General features: G+C 73.2%; 14 protein-coding genes. 6 read left to right on the top strand and 8 right to left on the bottom strand.

Features of this window, described 5'->3' with window-relative positions:
- Positions 1–80 precede the first annotated feature (80 nt).
- From AB0D28_RS07055 to AB0D28_RS07065, 3 genes are all read left to right on the top strand, one after another.
- Positions 81–2,021, top strand: coding sequence for an ABC transporter ATP-binding protein (locus AB0D28_RS07055; RefSeq protein WP_357383111.1), 1,941 nt, complete (start codon positions 81–83; stop codon positions 2,019–2,021).
- 78 nt (positions 2,022–2,099) lie between these two features.
- Entirely contained in the window at positions 2,100–3,149 is a 1,050-nt protein-coding gene (locus AB0D28_RS07060) for an aldo/keto reductase (protein ID WP_357383113.1), read from the top strand.
- Between the two features lie 242 nt (positions 3,150–3,391).
- A complete protein-coding gene (locus AB0D28_RS07065) occupies positions 3,392–3,934 on the top strand; it encodes an RNA 2'-phosphotransferase (protein WP_357383115.1) in 543 nt (180 codons plus the stop codon).
- 8 nt (positions 3,935–3,942) lie between these two features.
- Here AB0D28_RS07065 and AB0D28_RS07070 read toward each other — a convergent pair whose 3' ends face one another.
- Both AB0D28_RS07070 and AB0D28_RS07075 read right to left on the bottom strand, forming a co-directional pair.
- On the bottom strand, positions 3,943–5,226 hold the full coding sequence (locus AB0D28_RS07070) for a sulfite oxidase (protein WP_357383117.1): 1,284 nt from the start codon (positions 5,224–5,226) through the stop codon (positions 3,943–3,945).
- A 211-nt stretch (positions 5,227–5,437) separates the two neighbouring features.
- Positions 5,438–5,923, bottom strand: a complete 486-nt coding sequence (locus tag AB0D28_RS07075; RefSeq protein ID WP_357383119.1) for a hypothetical protein — start codon at positions 5,921–5,923, stop codon at positions 5,438–5,440.
- A gap of 382 nt (positions 5,924–6,305) precedes the next feature.
- Here AB0D28_RS07075 and AB0D28_RS07080 point away from each other — a divergent pair, with 382 nt between their 5' ends.
- Positions 6,306–7,862 (top strand): hypothetical protein, encoded by a 1,557-nt coding sequence (locus AB0D28_RS07080; RefSeq protein WP_357383121.1) that lies wholly within the window; start codon positions 6,306–6,308, stop codon positions 7,860–7,862.
- Positions 7,863–7,923: 61 nt separating this feature from the next.
- Positions 7,924–8,505, top strand: a complete 582-nt coding sequence (locus tag AB0D28_RS07085) for a hypothetical protein (protein ID WP_357383123.1) — start codon at positions 7,924–7,926, stop codon at positions 8,503–8,505.
- 89 nt (positions 8,506–8,594) lie between these two features.
- Here AB0D28_RS07085 and AB0D28_RS07090 read toward each other — a convergent pair whose 3' ends face one another.
- The 5 genes from AB0D28_RS07090 to AB0D28_RS07110 are packed head-to-tail and all read right to left on the bottom strand — an operon-like array spanning position 8,595 to position 13,155.
- Entirely contained in the window at positions 8,595–9,233 is a 639-nt protein-coding gene (locus AB0D28_RS07090) for a hypothetical protein (protein WP_357383125.1), read from the bottom strand.
- Positions 9,230–10,636 carry a selenium-binding family protein gene (locus AB0D28_RS07095; protein WP_357383127.1) on the bottom strand — a complete coding sequence of 469 codons (1,407 nt, stop codon included), beginning with the start codon at positions 10,634–10,636 and terminating at the stop codon, positions 9,230–9,232. The genes AB0D28_RS07090 and AB0D28_RS07095 overlap by 4 nt, the downstream gene beginning before the upstream one ends.
- Positions 10,637–10,652: 16 nt before the next feature.
- The gene (locus tag AB0D28_RS07100; protein ID WP_357383129.1) at positions 10,653–11,378 is read right to left on the bottom strand and encodes an ABC transporter ATP-binding protein; all 726 of its coding nucleotides are present in this window, start codon (positions 11,376–11,378) and stop codon (positions 10,653–10,655) included.
- On the bottom strand, positions 11,351–12,187 hold the full coding sequence (locus tag AB0D28_RS07105) for an ABC transporter permease (protein ID WP_357383131.1): 837 nt from the start codon (positions 12,185–12,187) through the stop codon (positions 11,351–11,353). Before AB0D28_RS07105 ends, AB0D28_RS07100 begins: the two co-directional genes overlap by 28 nt.
- The gene (locus AB0D28_RS07110; RefSeq protein WP_357383133.1) at positions 12,184–13,155 is read right to left on the bottom strand and encodes a sulfonate ABC transporter substrate-binding protein; all 972 of its coding nucleotides are present in this window, start codon (positions 13,153–13,155) and stop codon (positions 12,184–12,186) included. Before AB0D28_RS07110 ends, AB0D28_RS07105 begins: the two co-directional genes overlap by 4 nt.
- Positions 13,156–13,297: 142 nt before the next feature.
- Between AB0D28_RS07110 and AB0D28_RS07115 the strand changes: the two genes are divergently transcribed.
- On the top strand, positions 13,298–14,464 hold the full coding sequence (locus AB0D28_RS07115; RefSeq protein WP_357383135.1) for an LLM class flavin-dependent oxidoreductase: 1,167 nt from the start codon (positions 13,298–13,300) through the stop codon (positions 14,462–14,464).
- A gap of 45 nt (positions 14,465–14,509) precedes the next feature.
- Here the strand turns inward: AB0D28_RS07115 and AB0D28_RS07120 are convergent, their stop codons facing one another.
- Positions 14,510–15,019 (bottom strand): NUDIX domain-containing protein, encoded by a 510-nt coding sequence (locus AB0D28_RS07120; RefSeq protein ID WP_357383137.1) that lies wholly within the window; start codon positions 15,017–15,019, stop codon positions 14,510–14,512.
- Positions 15,020–15,211: the final 192 nt, after the last annotated feature.

Raw genomic sequence — 15,211 nt, forward strand, 5'->3', positions numbered from 1 at the left:
CACGCCGATCACTGAGTGACAGTGGTCGATAGCTGAACGTAGTATCCAGCGTTGCTGCCCGATCGCGTCGAGGGGGTGCCATGGCCGGGGTGGTCCACCCTCGTCCACCGTCCGACCCGCGGGAGGAGCCGGCCGGGGAGACGACCCTGCCCGAGCTCGTCGATCCGCACTGGATGCACCGGGCCACCGAGCTGGCCCACACCGGCTTCTGGTCGGTGGCCCGCCGGTTGCCCGCCCTGATCCGCGAGGCGATCAGCCTCGCCTGGGCGACCAGCCGCCGGGACACCGCCGCCTCGCTGGGTCTCAACGTCGCCGCCGGCGTGCTCACCACGCTGGGGCTGCTCGCCACCACCGGGGTGCTCCACCAGTTGTTCGCGGCCGGCCCGACACCGGAACGCATCCGGGCGGCGCTGCCCGCCCTGGCGCTCGCGGCGGCCGCCGTCGCCGGGCGCGGCGCGCTGACCATCGCCGCCGGTTGGGCGCAGGCCCGGCTCGTGCCGCAGATCAACTTCACGGTGGAGCGGCGGCTGTTCGAGACGACGTCCGCCGTGGAGCTGGCGGCCTTCGACGACGCCGGCTTCGCCGAGGAGATGGACCGCGCCCGCGACCGCGGACTGGTCGAGGCGGGGTCCCTGGTCAACGACACGGTCAACCTGGTCACCGGCGTGGTCGGCGTGATCGCCACGGCCACCGCGGTGACGATCATCCACCCGCTGCTGCTGCCCTGCCTGGTCGTCGCCGCGGCCCCGGAGGCGGTGACGGCGGTGCGGATGGCCCGCCGCCAGCACGTCGACTGGCTCGCCCGGATCACCCGGCGGCGACGCAAGTGGATGCTGGGCGACCTGATGGCCAACCGGCACACCGCGGCCGAGATCCGCGCGTACCAGATGCGCGACTTCCTGCTCTCCGAGTACCACCTCATGACGCGGCTGGAGACCCGCGCCGAGCTGCGCCTGGCCCGCGCGCAGACGGTGACCCGGGCGATCGGCCTGTCCATCACCGGCATCGCCACGTTCGGGCTCTACGTGGTGCTGGGCGCGTTGCTCGTCGGGGGCGTGGTGGCGCTCGCGGCGGCGGCCACCGCGCTGCTCGCCCTCCAGTCCGCGCGTACGAGCCTGCGCACGGCCATCTTCGCCACCAACTCGCTCTACGAGGACGCCCTCTACTACCAGGACTACCGCGACTTCCTCGACCGGGCGACCCGGCGGATCCCGGCCGGCGGGCACCTGCCTGTCGACGGCTTCGCGCGCATCGACCTCGAACGGGTCAGCCTGCGCTACCCGGACACCGACGCCGCCGCGGTCGACGAGGTCAGCCTCACGGTCCGGCGCGGCGAGGTGATCGCGCTGGTGGGGGAGAACGGCTCCGGCAAGACCACGCTCGCCAAGTTGATCGCCGGCCTCTACCGTCCGACCGGCGGCACGATCCGCTGGGACGGTGTGGACGCCGCCGAGCTGGATCCCCGGCAGACCGCCGCCCAGGTCGCGGTGATGAGCCAGGACTGGTGGAGGTTCCCGTTCACCGCCCGGCAGAACATCCGGGTCGGCCGCCACGACCGCGCCGGCGGGCCCGGCCCCAGCGTGGAGACCGCCGCCCGGGACGCCGCCGCGCACGACATGATCAGCGAGCTGCCGTTCGGGTACGACACGCTGCTGGACCGGCAGTTCAAGGACGGGCAGGACCTGTCCGGCGGGCAGTGGCAGCGGCTGGTGGCCGCGCGCGGCCTCTACCGCGACGCCCGGCTGCTGATCTGCGACGAGCCGTCCGCCGCGCTGGACGCGCGTGCCGAACACGCCCTCTTCCAGCACCTGCGGCGGCACCCGGACCGGGCCGTCGTGCTGATCACCCACCGGCTGGCGAACGTCCGGCACGCCGACCGGATCTTCGTGATGGACCACGGCCGGCTCGTGCAGTCGGGCGACCACGACACGCTGATGGCCCGGGGCGGGCTCTACCGCGAGCTGTTCGAGTTGCAGGCCGCCGGTTACCTCGCCGGCAGCGCGGAACCCGCCGACGGTTGACCTCCAGCGCACTCGAACTCCTACCGTGACCGGACCGCGCGCCACCCGGCCGGCGCGGTGCGACCCAGGGAGTCTCACATGCGCTATCGCGTCCTCGGCGGCACCGGCATCGAGGCCAGCGTCCACTGTCTCGGCACCATGATGTTCGGCGCGGTCGGCAACCCCGACCACGACGACTGTGCCCGGATCGTGCACGCGGCACTCGACCACGGGATCAACGTCGTGGACACCGCCGACATGTACTCGGCCGGCGAGTCGGAGGAGATCGTCGGCAAGGCCCTGCGCGGCCGCCGCGACGACGTGGTGCTCGCCACGAAGGTCCACTTCCCGATGGGTGAGGGGCCCAACCGGGGCGGCAACTCGCGCCGCTGGATCGTCCGGGCGGTCGAGGACAGCCTGCGCCGGCTGGGCACCGACTGGATCGACCTCTACCAGGTGCACCGTCCCGACCACAGCACCGATGTCGAGGAGACGCTCGGCGCGCTCACCGACCTGGTCCGGGCCGGGAAGATCCGCGCGTTCGGCTGCTCGACCTTCCCGGCGGAGGAGATCGTGGAGGCGCACCACGTCGCCGAACGGCGGGCGCTCGGCCGTTTCCGTACCGAGCAGCCGCCGTACTCGATCCTCGCGCGCGGCATCGAGACGTCGGTGCTGCCGGTCTGCCGCCGCTACCGGATGGGCGTGCTGGTGTGGAGCCCGCTGGCCTCCGGGTTCCTGTCCGGCCGGTACCGGCAGGGCCGGCCCGTCGACCTCGGCGCGGGCCGCCCGGCGCTCACCCCGGCCCGGTTCGACCCGGCGCTACCGGGCAACACCGCCAAGTACGCCGCCGTGGAGGAACTGGTCGCGCTCGCCGGCGAGGTGGGCTGCACGCTGCCGCAGCTCGCCGTGGCGTTCACCGCCGCGCACCCGGCGGTCACCTCGACCATCATCGGACCGCGCACGATGGACCAGTTGGACGCGCTGCTGGCCGGGGCGGAGCTGACGCTCGACGACGCGGTGCTGGACCGTATCGACGAGATCGTCCCGCCCGGCACGAACCTCTACCAGCCCGACGGCGCCTGGTCCCCGCCCGCCCTGACCGACCCGTCCCACCGCCGCCGCCCCCTCCCAGACCGAGCCGCAGCCTGACCCTCGCCCGTCCCGCCTCCGTCCCACCCTCAGTTCCCCGGCTCGTCGATCACGGGGTTTCTGCCCCAGCAAAACGCGCGAAACGGGCACCCGAGGGGCCGAAACCGCAAGATCGACGAGGCGAGGCGCGGCGCGGCGCGGCGAGGCGAGGCGAGGCGAGGCGAGGCGGGAACGGGAGGCGAGGGGGCGGGTGAGTGGGGAATCGCGTCGACAGGGGAGGGGCGCGGCTCCAGACTGGGCGGGTGGAACATCGCGATCTTGTTCGGGTGAGCAAGCGGCTGTCGCTGGGGCTGCGGCACCGGCCTGAGGCGTTCGGGCTGCGGCTCGACCGGGCCGGCTGGGTGCCGGTCGCCGACGTGCTCGCCGGGCTGAAAATCAGCCGCGCCCAGCTGGACGCCGTGGTCGCGGGCAACGACAAGCAGCGCTTCGCCGTCGAGGCGGGCCCGGACGGGGCCGACCGGATCCGCGCCAACCAGGGGCACTCCGTCCCGGTCGACCTCGGCCTGACCCCGGCCGCGCCGCCGCCCCGGCTGTTCCACGGCACCGGCAAGGCCGTGCTGGACGCGATCCGGGCGCAGGGGCTGCGCCGGGGCGGGCGGCACCACGTACACCTGTCGCCTGATGTGGCGACGGCCCGGCGCGTCGGTGCGCGCCGGGGCGGCGCGGTGGTGGTGCTGACGGTGGACGCGGCGGCGATGGCCGAGGCCGGGTACCTGTTCTACCGCTCCGCGAACGGGGTGTGGCTCACCGACACCGTGCCGCCGCCCTACCTCAGCACCACCTGAAGCGGCGATCAGCAGGCGGTCACCGGGTGGGCCACCACGGCGTCGAACAGGTACGCGAGGTCGTTCGGCGCGGCCCGGTCGGGCTGAACCGCGCCGGTGCTGTCGGTGGCGCGGACGCGCAGGACGTGCCGGCCGGCGGCCGGCGGGCGCCAGCGGACTGTCCAGCGCTGCCAGGCGCCGCCCCGGTCGGCGGCGACCAGGTCTGCCGGGCGCCATCCGTCGCCGGTGTCCACCTCGACGTGCGCGATCGGGCCGTTGCCGGACCAGGAACGGCCGGTGAGCAGCACCTCCTCGCCGGCCGGCACCCGGGCGTCCCAGGGCAGCTCGAACGCGCTGCGTACCGGCTGGGCGGTGAGCACTGTGCCGTCGGCCGGGTGGCCGGGGCCGAACATCCGGTAGAACTGCGTGTTCCACGGCGAGAACAGGGGAGTGGTGGAGACCTCGATCGCGCCCACCCACTTGATCGAGGAGATGCCGACCCAGCCGGGCACCACGACGCGCACCGGGAAGCCGTGGTCGGCGGGCAGCGGCTCGCCGTTCATCTCGTACGCCAGCAGCACGTCGTCGAGCGCCTTGGCGACCGGCATCGGGCGGCGTACCCGGCCGAGGTTGACCCCGCCGCTGACGTAGTCCGGGTCGAGTCCTTCGGGCATCACGTCGACCGCCTCGTCGCGCAGCCCGGCCAGGCGCAGCACGGTGCCGAGCCGGACGCCCCGCCACCGGGCCACGCCGACGCTGCCGAGCCCCCACGCCACGCCCGGGGCCGGCTCGTCCTGCTGCTCGGCGAAGTAGCGCCGCCCGTTGCCGGCGCACTCCAGCAGCGCCGCGTGCTCCTCGGCGGGCAGCCGGCGCAGCTCGTCGAGGTCGAACTCGACCGCGTTGTCCCGGCTCGGCGCGCCGCGAAGGCCGTCGCCGAACAGCCGCAGCCGCCAGGTTGCCGCGTCCAGGTACGGGGTGACGGTGTGGTTGCGGACGAAGAAGCGGTCGATCGGGACCACGTACCCCTGGCCGGCCATCGCCGGCCAGCGCATCTCGGCGTTGGTGTCCAACGGGCGCAGCAGCTCCGCCGGCAGCGGCTTGACGATCGGCGCCCCGGGGTCGACGCCGACCGGCGCGGACGCCACAGCCACCGGCTCGCGCTCCGCCGCGGCGGCGGTCACCGCGGCCATCGCCGCGCCCACCTCCAGCAGCCGCTCGCGGTCGACGCCCGGCCCGTGCGCCTGCCCGGTGAGCCACTGCCGGCTCCGGTCGGCGTCGTGGACGGCTTCGGCGGGGGACGGGGACTGACTCACGACTGACCTCCGGGATAGGCGACGCTGCCTTTCCTATTCAATCAGTAGGAGTTTTCGTCGATCTATCGCAGGTGGGGCGGCGGCACACGCCGCGCCGACCCGCGTCACCACCCCGGCCGCCACCAGCACACCGGCCCGGAGCCGGTCGACGTCGAACCAGGCCCGGCGCAGCACGCCGGCGCGGGCGTGGGGAGGAGTCCCCGCGCTGACGTCAGCAGCCGGCTTCGTCCGGGCGTCCCTCGATGAGAACGGTGACGGTGGCGGCGTGGTCAGGCGTGCCGTCAGCAGTGCTGCTGATCTCCAGCCACGCCGCCCTGCTGTTGATCATTCTGCAGTACCGCAGGAGGCCGCCGCCGGCGTCACCCTGATGGTTGACGAGACGCCACCCGGCCCCGCGGGCCTCCGGCCCGATGAGGGCGGCCAGTTCGTCGGCTGAGAGACTTCGATCCGCGGTGTACCGGCGCCAGACCGTCGCGAACTGGGGTCCCGCCGACTCCTCCCGCTCCCGCGAGGCTGGTCGGTAGTCACAGGCGTGCGTCGATGCCTGTTCGGTGAGCAGGCGCCCGTGGGGCGGGGTCACGGAGAAGGCGGGATCTCTCTGGTACGCCGCCACCGCAGCGGTCTGGTCGTCGGGGGGAAAGGCGCAGCCCCACCATCTGGTGGCCCGGACGCTCAGCGTCGCCAGCGTCAGCAGCACCGCGACCACGAGGACGCGGACAACGAGTCGGCGCCGTCGCGACGCGGAATCCGGACCACGGTCGTGGGACGGGGGGCGGGCGCCGCGCGGGGAGGCCGCGGGATCTGTCTGCTCCATGGGGACTCCGAGCGGGGAGCGTGGCACGGCGATGCGCTCGTGATCGCGGAACCCGGCGACGTCGCCTGGCGCGCGAGCGGAAGAACCTGATCACCGGCATGGTCGCATATCCGCCGCGTCGGCGGGACAGCAGGATCGGTGATCGTCGTTATACGCTGCGACGACCCGCGCAGGGCGACCGGAGTGACACACCCAGTCAACCTGCCTGAGAAGCATGGCCGTCCCGACGCTGCACACGTCGGGACGGCCAAATTGTCCTATTTGGATGGAGACCAAGATGAGGACGAGTACAAGACTACTCGCTGCGCTCGGCGCCATGTCGCTGAGCGCCTTGGGTGGTGTCCTGGTGATGTCGGAGCCGGCGCTCGCGGTGGACACGCCTTCACCGCTTACGGCAGCTCAGGTACGGGGTTCGATCGCCTACCTCCAGTCGGAGTACGGGGTGTCGGAGTCCGAGGCGCTGCGCCGGCTCGACCTTCAGCGGATGAACGCCGTGCTCGACGAGCAACTCGCCCTGAACTACCCGGACACCTTCGCGGGGGCGGAGATCGATCAGGCCGCTGGTGGGTTGCTGCTCATCCATGCGACGGATACCCGGGCCATCGCTCAGGCGGTTCGTGAGGTGCGCGATGTCGAGCACATCCGGGTGGTGGGTGCCAAGTACTCACTGAAGGAGTTGCACGAGGTGGCCGGGCAGCTGGACGCCGAGCTCAACACCCATGGGGGAAAGCAGCGTGTGGCCGAGGCGGTGGCCGACGTCCAGCAGAACGCTGTGGTGGTCTATCAGCACGCCGGTGAGCAGCAGGCAGCGAGAGCGACCGCAGCCGAGCGCAAGCGGCTGGAGAGCGAGTCGCCGGCGTCGGTGGACACGCGGATCGCCCGGGCGGCGGTCCGGCACGGGGACCGCGTCAAGATCCGGCAGATGATCGGCGGCAAGGAGAAGATGAAGGTCTCCTCCGGCCCGGTCGTGACCGGGCTGGTCAGCACCCCGAGCTGCATCCCCGAGTATTGCGGGAAGCCGATGCGAGGTGGGCAGCGGCTCGACGTCCGGCGTAACTCGCCATCGCCCGTCTATCCGAACGGTGAGGCGTTGAACGCCACGTGGGGCCAGTGCACGAACGGCTTCAACATCAAGGACAGCCGCGGCTGGTCGTTCATCCTCACGGCCGGTCACTGCACCGTCGGCCCGAACAAGACCGGCGACACCCGCACCTTCTCGAGCTACGAGACCGGTCGTACTCCGGTCGGTTACGAACTCGGTGACTGGGAGAACGCCAACGTGGACGGCGCCTCGTCGTACCCGTGGGACTTCGCCCTGCAGCCCTACGTCACGACGAGCACGACCAACTACGCCGAGACCTGGCTCAGCGGATACTCCCGGAACCTGGTGAACTCGTACTGCTGGTCCTCCGAGGGCACCAATGCCTGCACCGAGGGCACCTTCGGCATCACCGGCTACTACGGATACGGGTCCATCGACATCGGCTGGGTGGTGTGCGGCAGCGGTAGCGCGGACGCGAGCTCGACCTCGGGCTACCACTCGAACATCGGCTACTACAACGGCACCAGGTGCGGCGGCGTCACCGCGAAGGACGGCGGTATCAGGACCAACCTCTGCATGCGGCCGGGCGACAGCGGGGGGCCGCTCTTCAGCGAGGCGGACAGCAAGGCGTACGGGATCCTCACCGACGGAACCGATGGCTCCGGTAAGTGCCCGACCAACCCCGCCGGCCGCGAATACAGCAGATACACGCCGATCAGCAACGCGTTCTCGCTCGCCAAGACCCAGAGTGGCTATACGTTCAACGTCCACACGTCATAGCCACTCCTGCCGGGCGCGCCGCATCGGGCGCGCCCGGCTCCCGACGTCGAAGGAGGATCCGATGAGATCCGCACCAGCTCTTCTGCGGCTCGGCGGGATGGCCGCCCTTATCGGCATCGCCCTCTGCACAACGGCCTGCGGATCGAAGGGCGGAGACGGCGCAGATGCCACCCCACCGTCCTCCGGGTGCCAGGTGCCGGCGGACCAGAGGACCCTCCTGGCGGACTTGCGCGGCAAAGCCCTCACCGGCTACGTGCCCGACGGCACCAGGAGCGCGGGGAGCAAGGTGTTCTCGGCGGCCTGTACCACCGACTGGCCCGAGTCGCACGGTGCGTTGCCGCCGGCGAAGCGGGTGGCCGCCGTCGAGAACGACTACACCACCACGAACGCGATGACCGCAGCGCAACTGCTCACCACCTTCGGCGCACGAGCCGTCGCTGACGGCTGGCAGGCCAACGGCAGCTGGGATGACAGCCAGGGAGACGGCAGCGCCTACGCCGTCTACTGCCAGAAGATCAGTGGTCACTGGTCCAGCCTCTCGATCTACCGCGGACCGAAGGCAGGAGGCGACATGCCCCTCCACGTCTTCGTCGAGGCATACCCGGCTGCCACCTCCTGCCCAGGCCGTCCGAAGGACGGGTGACGGCGGGGCCGTCCTGCGCGCGCCCGCCTCCAGCAGCCGCTCGCGGTCGACGCCAGGCCCGTGCGTCTGCCCGGCGAACCACTGCCGGGTCACGCCGCGGCGATCAGCGTCACCACCCCGGCCGCCACCAGCACACCGGCCCAGAGCCGGTCGACGTTGAACCAGGCCCGGCGCAGCACACCGACGCCGAGCACCTCGTACACCAGCACTGCCACGACCAGCGCGACGGCGAGCATGGCGACCGTGTGCACGGCGGCGGCGAGCAGGCCGGTCAGCGCTCCGGCCGGCGCGGCGGCGAGGTGCCCGGCGTGCGGGCCTCCGCCGGCCGCCGGTTCGGCGAGCAGCACCGGCAGCAGCATCAGGCCCGCGCCGTGCGCCGCCGACATCAGGAACGACCAGGCGGTGAGCTGCGCCGCGGACAGCCGCATCCCGGCCCACCGGAAGTGCCGGTCGGACAGCAGCCGCCACAGCCCGAACCCGACCAGCAGCACCCCGCCGGCCACCGCGACCGCAGTGCTGGCCGTCACCGACCGGGTCGCGCTGACCAGGGCGGCGACCACCGCCACCGAGGCCAGGTGCCCGGCGGCGATCGGCGGCAGGGCCGCAAGCAGCGCCGCCCGGCGGCGCTCCTGGAGGCCCCGGGCCACCGCGAACAGCCACCCCATCGCCGGGTTCAGGCCGTGGAACGCGCCGAGGCCGGCCAGCGCCGCCCAGGTCGCGCCGGTCACGGGAAGCAGTACGAGTCGGACGAGGCGTCGCCGCCCTGCAACCGGGTCTGGTGCACCCGCAGGCCGCGGAACTCCTCCCCACGCGGGAAGAACCGCGGGTCCGGCACGAGGCCGCCGTGCTCCGGGTCGACGTCGAGCTTCGCCACCCAGGCGCCCACCCCGTCGGGGTAGAACTGGTCGTCCCAGGCGCCGTAGAGCGAGTTGCTGACGTAGACGCGGCGGCCGTCGCGGCTGATCTCCACCATCTGCGGGCCGCCGGCCAGCGGCTCGTCCGGGAACGCCGGGTGCGGGGTGCGGTTGACGATGCCGCCCAGGCGCACCGAGCCGACGCGTACCGGGTGGAACGGGTCGCTGACGTCGTAGCGGATCAGTTCGCCGGTGCCCCAGCAGGAGACGTGCAGGAATCTGTCGTCCACCGACAGGTCGATGTCGGTGACCAGCGGCGGTACCGCACCGAACGGCTTGAGCAGGTCCGGCAGGTCGGCCGGGTCGGCGGGCTCGGCCGGGATGTCGATCACCTTGGTCACCGCCCAGGCGTCGCCGTCGCGGTGCCACAGCCAGATCGAGGCGGACAGGTCCTCGACGCTGATCACCACGCCGACGAAGCCGTACGACTTCGTCGGGTCGTGCGCGGGGCGCAGCTCCAGCGGCATCTGGTACTGGTCGCCGAGGTCGACGCGCTGCACGTGCCGGCGCTTCGCCAGGTCCCAGAAGTGGATCGCGTGCCCGTACCGGCGGCCCAACAGCAGTTCACCGACGATGCCGTCCTCGATCATCGACGGGGTGCCCCACTCGCTGGTGACCAGCACGTCCTGGGTGTAGTGCCACCAGAAGTCGTACGCCAGGAACTGCGGCCCCCGGTCGGCCTCCCACGCGCCGCGCACCTCGAACGTGGTGTGGTCGAGCACGGCGATGCCGCCCGGCCCCTCCTGCCCGTCCGCGCCGCCCAGCGCGGAGACGTAGATGCCGTCCGGCCCGCAGTGCACGGTGTGCGGCCGGGAGTACCCGGCGCGCTCGCCGAGTTCCTTCGCCTCGATCACCTTGACCAGGTTCGGCCGGCGCGGGTCGGGTTTGGTGTCCAGCACGTGGATCCGGGACGAGCGCAGGCCCGGCACGATCAGGTAGCGGCGTTCCACGTGTGGGTGCGGAGCGGTCGGACAGAGCGCGCTGCTGCACGCGTTCCAGCCGAAGTGGTGCAGCTCGTCGCCGGTGTTCGGCAGCTCGGTCCAGCCCACCACCCGGCCGTACGAGTCGGAGTCCGGGTCGGTGTCGAGCACCGCGATGGCGTCGGGGCGCTGCCCGGCGCGATCGAACGCGGCGACGTACGCGAGCTTCTCGGCCGGCGCGGTGGCGGCGAGCGCGGGGGAGGGGTAGAAGGTGGGGTCGGGCGTCCAGCGGGTCATCGGTTCTCCATCGCGGTCAGCCGGCGGGTACGCCGAGGCGGTCGAGCAGGTGGCGGCGCAGCGCGCCGAGGGCCGGGTCGTCGGGGCTCGGGGACGGGCCGAGGCGTACCGGCATCTCCTCGGCGATCACGCCGTCGTCGAGGAGCAGGACACGGTCGGCCAGGAGCAGCGCCTCCTCCACGTCGTGGGTGACCAGCAGCGCGGCGAAGCCGTGCTGGGCGCGCAGCCGCCGCAGCAGCCCCTGCATGCGCAGCCGGGTCAGCGCGTCGAGTGCGCCGAACGGCTCGTCCAGCAGCAGCAGGTCGGGTTCGCGGACCAGCGCGCGCGCCACCGCGACCCGCTGCGCCTGCCCGCCGGACAGCTCGGCCGGCCAGGCCCGGCCCCGGTCGGCGAGGCCCACCTCGGCCAGCGCGTGGCCGACCCGGTCGCCCACGTCCGGCCCGGCCAGGCCGAGCGCCACGTTGCCGGCGACCCGCTTCCACGGCAGCAGCCGGTGCTCCTGGAACACGACGGCGGCGGTGCCGTGCAGCACGTGCTCGCCGCCCGCGTCGCCGTCGAGCCCGGCGAGCACGCGCAGCAGCGTGCTCTTGCCGGAGCCGCTGCCGCCGAGCAGTGCCACCGTCTCCCCGGCGGCGATGGTCAGGTCCACCCCGGCCAGCACCACCGCCGGGCCGAAGGACCGGGTCACCGCCCGTGCGGTGAGCACCGGCCCGGTCAGGTCGCGCGCAGTCCGCGTCGCCACGCCAGCGTCCTCCTCTCCGCGTACCGGATGAGCAGGTCGGAGGCGAGGCCCAGCAGCGCGTAGATGAGCAGGCCGAGCACCACCACGTCGGTCTGGCTGAACTCGCGCGCCTCCATCATCAGGAACCCGACGCCGGTCTGCGCGTTCACCTGCTCGCCGACGACCAGGCTGAGCCAGGCCGCGCCGATGGCCAGCCGCAACCCGAGGAACAGCGCCGGCAGTGCGCCGGGCAGCACCACGTGCCGCAGCCGGGCCGCCGCGCCGAGGCCGCAGGTACGCGCCGCCTCCACCAGCCGCTCGTCGATGTCGCGGATGCCGGCGTACGTGTTGAAGTAGATCGGGAAGAACGCGCCGAGCGCGACGAGCGTGACCTTCAGCGACTCGCCGATGCCCACCCAGATGATCAGCAGCGGGACCAGGCCCAGGTGCGGCAGCATCCGGGCCATCTGCACCGGCGGGTCGACCAGGTCGTCGCCGAGGCGCAGCAGTCCCGCCGCCGCGCCGAGCACCAGCGCCAGGCCGCCGCCGATGAGCAGGCCGAGCGCGGCGCGGGTGAGCGAGTCGAGCAGGTGCACGCCGAGCGTCCCGTCGCGGGCCAGCCGAGCGCCGGTGGCCAGCACCGCGCTCGGCGCGGGCAGCTTCTCCGGGGCGAGCAGCCCGGTCCGCGCGGCGACCTCCCAGGCGAGCACAAGCACGACCGGGCTCACCGCGCGCCGCCACCGCCGCGAGGCGCGGGCCCGCGACCGCCGCGGCGTCGCCCGATCGGGTACGACGGGAGCGGTCGCCTCGGCCAGCGCCGGACCGCTCACTGGAACGCCTCGTTGAACCGGCCGTCCACCCGCCCGGCGATGTCGACCGGTCCGGGTACCAGCTTCAGCTCCACGAAGCTGTCCGCGATGGCCTGCAACTCGGCGCCGATCTCCGGGGTGACCGGGGCGAGCGGCTTGGCGCTGCGGGCCAGCGCCCGGGTGGTCACGTCGAGTGGGATCTTCAGCTCGGGGGCGAGGACGGCGGCGCGTTCGGTCGGGTGGGCGATGCCCCAGTCGGTGGTCTGCCGGTACGTGTTCAGGAACGCCCGCACGTCGTCGGTGCGGTTCTGCACCGCGTCCGGCGCGGCCAGCACATACTCGCGGTTGCCGGCCAGCCCGGTGGCGTCGGCGAGGACCCGTACCCCCGGTCGCTCGGCCAGCGCGAAGTAGGGGTCCCAGATGATCCACGCGTCGACCTGCCCGTTGTCGAACGCGGGCCGCCCCTCGGCGGGCTTGAGGTACTTGACGTTGATGTCGGCGAGCGTCATCTTGTTGGCCTCCAGCAGCTTCACCAGCAGCCAGTGCACGTTGGAGCCCTTGTTCAGCGCGACGGTGCGCCCGCGTAGGTCGGCGAATCCACGATACGGGCTGTCCGCCTTGACCAGAATCGCCTCGCCCTGCGGGATCGGCTCGGAGGTGCCGACCACGGAGAACGGGATCTTCCCGGCGGCGGCGAACACCGGCGGCGCCTCGCCGACCTGACCGATGTCGATCGAGCCGGCCTTGAGCGCCTCGGTCAGCGCCGGGCCGCTCTCGAACAGCGACCAGGTGACGTTCTTCGCGTCGCCGCGCGCCTTGACCAGGCTGAGCCCGCCGAAGCGCTGGTAGCCGATCCGCAGTGGGCGGTCGCCGCCGCCGCTGGCGTCGGCCGCCTCGCCGCCGCAGGCCGTCAGCGCCGTCGCGGCGAGCAGCGCGAGGGTGGTGAGCAGCGCGGCCATCGGGCGGCGGCGCGATCTGGGGGTACGCATGGCGACTCCTCGGGGAGGGTGAACCCGGCCGTCGGCGGGCGACAGCAACCTACCAACCCGATAGGTTTTATGGGTAGGGTGTCGGCGTGGTCGTCCCACCACTCAGGAGGGGCCCGTCCGACCCGCGCACCGGAGGTACACCATGTCGCTCAGCTTCCACTGGTTCCTGCCGACCTACGGCGACAGCCGGGACATCGTGGGCGGCGGCCACGGCGTACCGGTCGGCACCGCCGGCGGCGCGCGACCCGCGAGCGTCGCGTACCTGGGGCAGATCGCCCGCACCGCCGAGCAGCTCGGCTTCGCCGGGGCGCTCACCCCCACCGGCGCCTGGTGCGAGGACGCCTGGCTGACCACCGCCATGCTCACCGAGGTGACCGAGCGGCTGAAGTTCCTCGTCGCGTTCCGGCCCGGCCTGCTCTCACCCACCCTCGCCGCGCAGATGGCGTCCACCTTCCAGCGCCTGTCCGGCGGGCGGCTGCTGCTCAACGTGGTCACCGGCGGCGAGTCCGCCGAGCAGCGCGCGTACGGCGACTTCCTGGACAAGGACGCCCGCTACGCGCGTACCGACGAGTCCCTGCACGTGGTGCGCGCGCTGTGGCGCGGTGAGACGGTCGACCACGACGGCGCCCACGTGCGGGTCGAGGGCGCCCGGCTCAGCCGGGTGCCCGACCCGGTGCCGCCCGTCTACTTCGGCGGGTCGTCCGGCGCGGCCGGGCCGGTGGCGGTACGGCACAGCGACGTGTACCTGACCTGGGGCGAACCGCCCGCGCAGGTGGCCGGCAAGCTGGACTGGATCCGCGGGCTCGCCGCCGAGGCCGGTCGCGAACTGCGGTACGGCATCCGGCTGCACGTGATCAGCCGCGACACCGCCGAGGAGGCGTGGGCCCAGGCGCGCAAGCTGCTCGACGGCATCCCCGAGGCCGACGTGCGCGCGGTGCAGGAGGGGCTGCGGCGCAGCGAGTCCGAGGGGCAGCGGCGGATGCTCGACCTGCACGGCGGCTCCCGCGACGGGCTGGAGGTCTCGCCGAACCTGTGGGCCGGATTCGGGCTGGTCCGCGGCGGCGCGGGCACCGCACTCGTCGGCAGTCACACCGAGGTCGCCGACCGGATCGCCGAGTACCACGCGCTCGGCCTGGACGAGTTCATCCTCTCCGGCCACCCGCACCTGGAGGAGGCGTACTGGTTCGGCGAGGGCGTGCTGCCGATCCTGCGGCGGCGCGGGCTGTGGCGGCACCCGGCCGGTGAGCCGGAGATCGAGGTGCCGGCCGCCGTGCCGTTCTCACCCCAGCCGGTCCCGGCCCGCGGCTGACCGCGCCAGGGTGGCCGCCGGTCCGTCCGGCGGCCCGGGTTCCGGTCAGAGCGGGCGTTGACCGGCGAGGAAGTCGGCCAGCACCCGGGTGTGCGTGGAGAAGGCCAGCTCGACCGGCTCGGTCAGCACCAGCCACTCGGTGGCCTCCTCGGTGGGCGCGGACGGCGGCAGGTCGCCGGCCGGCCGTTCGGGCAGCACGCCGAAGACCATCATGGCGCCGCCCGCCGGTGCGCCGTGCACCGCGAACAGCCGCGCCTCGCCGGCCTCGGCCAGCAGCCCGGTCTCCTCCCGCAGCTCACGCACGAGCGCCTCGGACCACTCCTCGCCGTACTCGATGAAGCCGCCCGGCAGCGCGAGCTGCCCACGCGCCGGTTCGATGTCGCGGCGTACCACCACCACGCCGAGCCCGTCCGGCGTGCGTACCGGCAGCACCGCCACCGCCACCGGCAGCGGATTGCGCCACACCGTCTCGCCGCAGGACGGACAGACGCGCGGCCACCCGGCGCCCGCCGGGTAGGCCGCGCCGCAGAACGAGCAGTGCGAGTACGCGGTCACGCCGCAGCACGTTACCCGCACCCGCCCCCGGAGGTCAGGCCTCGCCCCCTCGACCGGCGAGCTGGGCGCGTGCCTCCATCAGGGCGAACCCGAGCAGGTTGCCGCAAGTCCGCCACCGTGGATGTCACCGCTGGCCGACTCCACCGCAGGCACCCTCGCCGCACCGGCCGCACCGCACCGGCCTCGCTGGCT

Source organism: Micromonospora sp. NPDC048169 (genome assembly GCF_040652815.1).
In the GTDB taxonomy this organism is placed as follows: domain Bacteria; phylum Actinomycetota; class Actinomycetes; order Mycobacteriales; family Micromonosporaceae; genus Micromonospora.

Bases quoted from the DNA above. Each gene is read 5' to 3' on its own strand.
- AB0D28_RS07055 (WP_357383111.1), top strand. From the start codon at position 81: ATGGCCGGGGTGGTCCACCCTCGTCCACCGTCCGACCCGCGGGAGGAG.
- AB0D28_RS07060 (WP_357383113.1), top strand. From the start codon at position 2,100: ATGCGCTATCGCGTCCTCGGCGGCACCGGCATCGAGGCCAGCGTCCAC.
- AB0D28_RS07080 (WP_357383121.1), top strand. From the start codon at position 6,306: ATGGAGACCAAGATGAGGACGAGTACAAGACTACTCGCTGCGCTCGGC.
- AB0D28_RS07085 (WP_357383123.1), top strand. From the start codon at position 7,924: ATGAGATCCGCACCAGCTCTTCTGCGGCTCGGCGGGATGGCCGCCCTT.
- AB0D28_RS07095 (WP_357383127.1), bottom strand. From the start codon at position 10,636: ATGACCCGCTGGACGCCCGACCCCACCTTCTACCCCTCCCCCGCGCTC.
- AB0D28_RS07110 (WP_357383133.1), bottom strand. From the start codon at position 13,155: ATGCGTACCCCCAGATCGCGCCGCCGCCCGATGGCCGCGCTGCTCACC.
- AB0D28_RS07115 (WP_357383135.1), top strand. From the start codon at position 13,298: ATGTCGCTCAGCTTCCACTGGTTCCTGCCGACCTACGGCGACAGCCGG.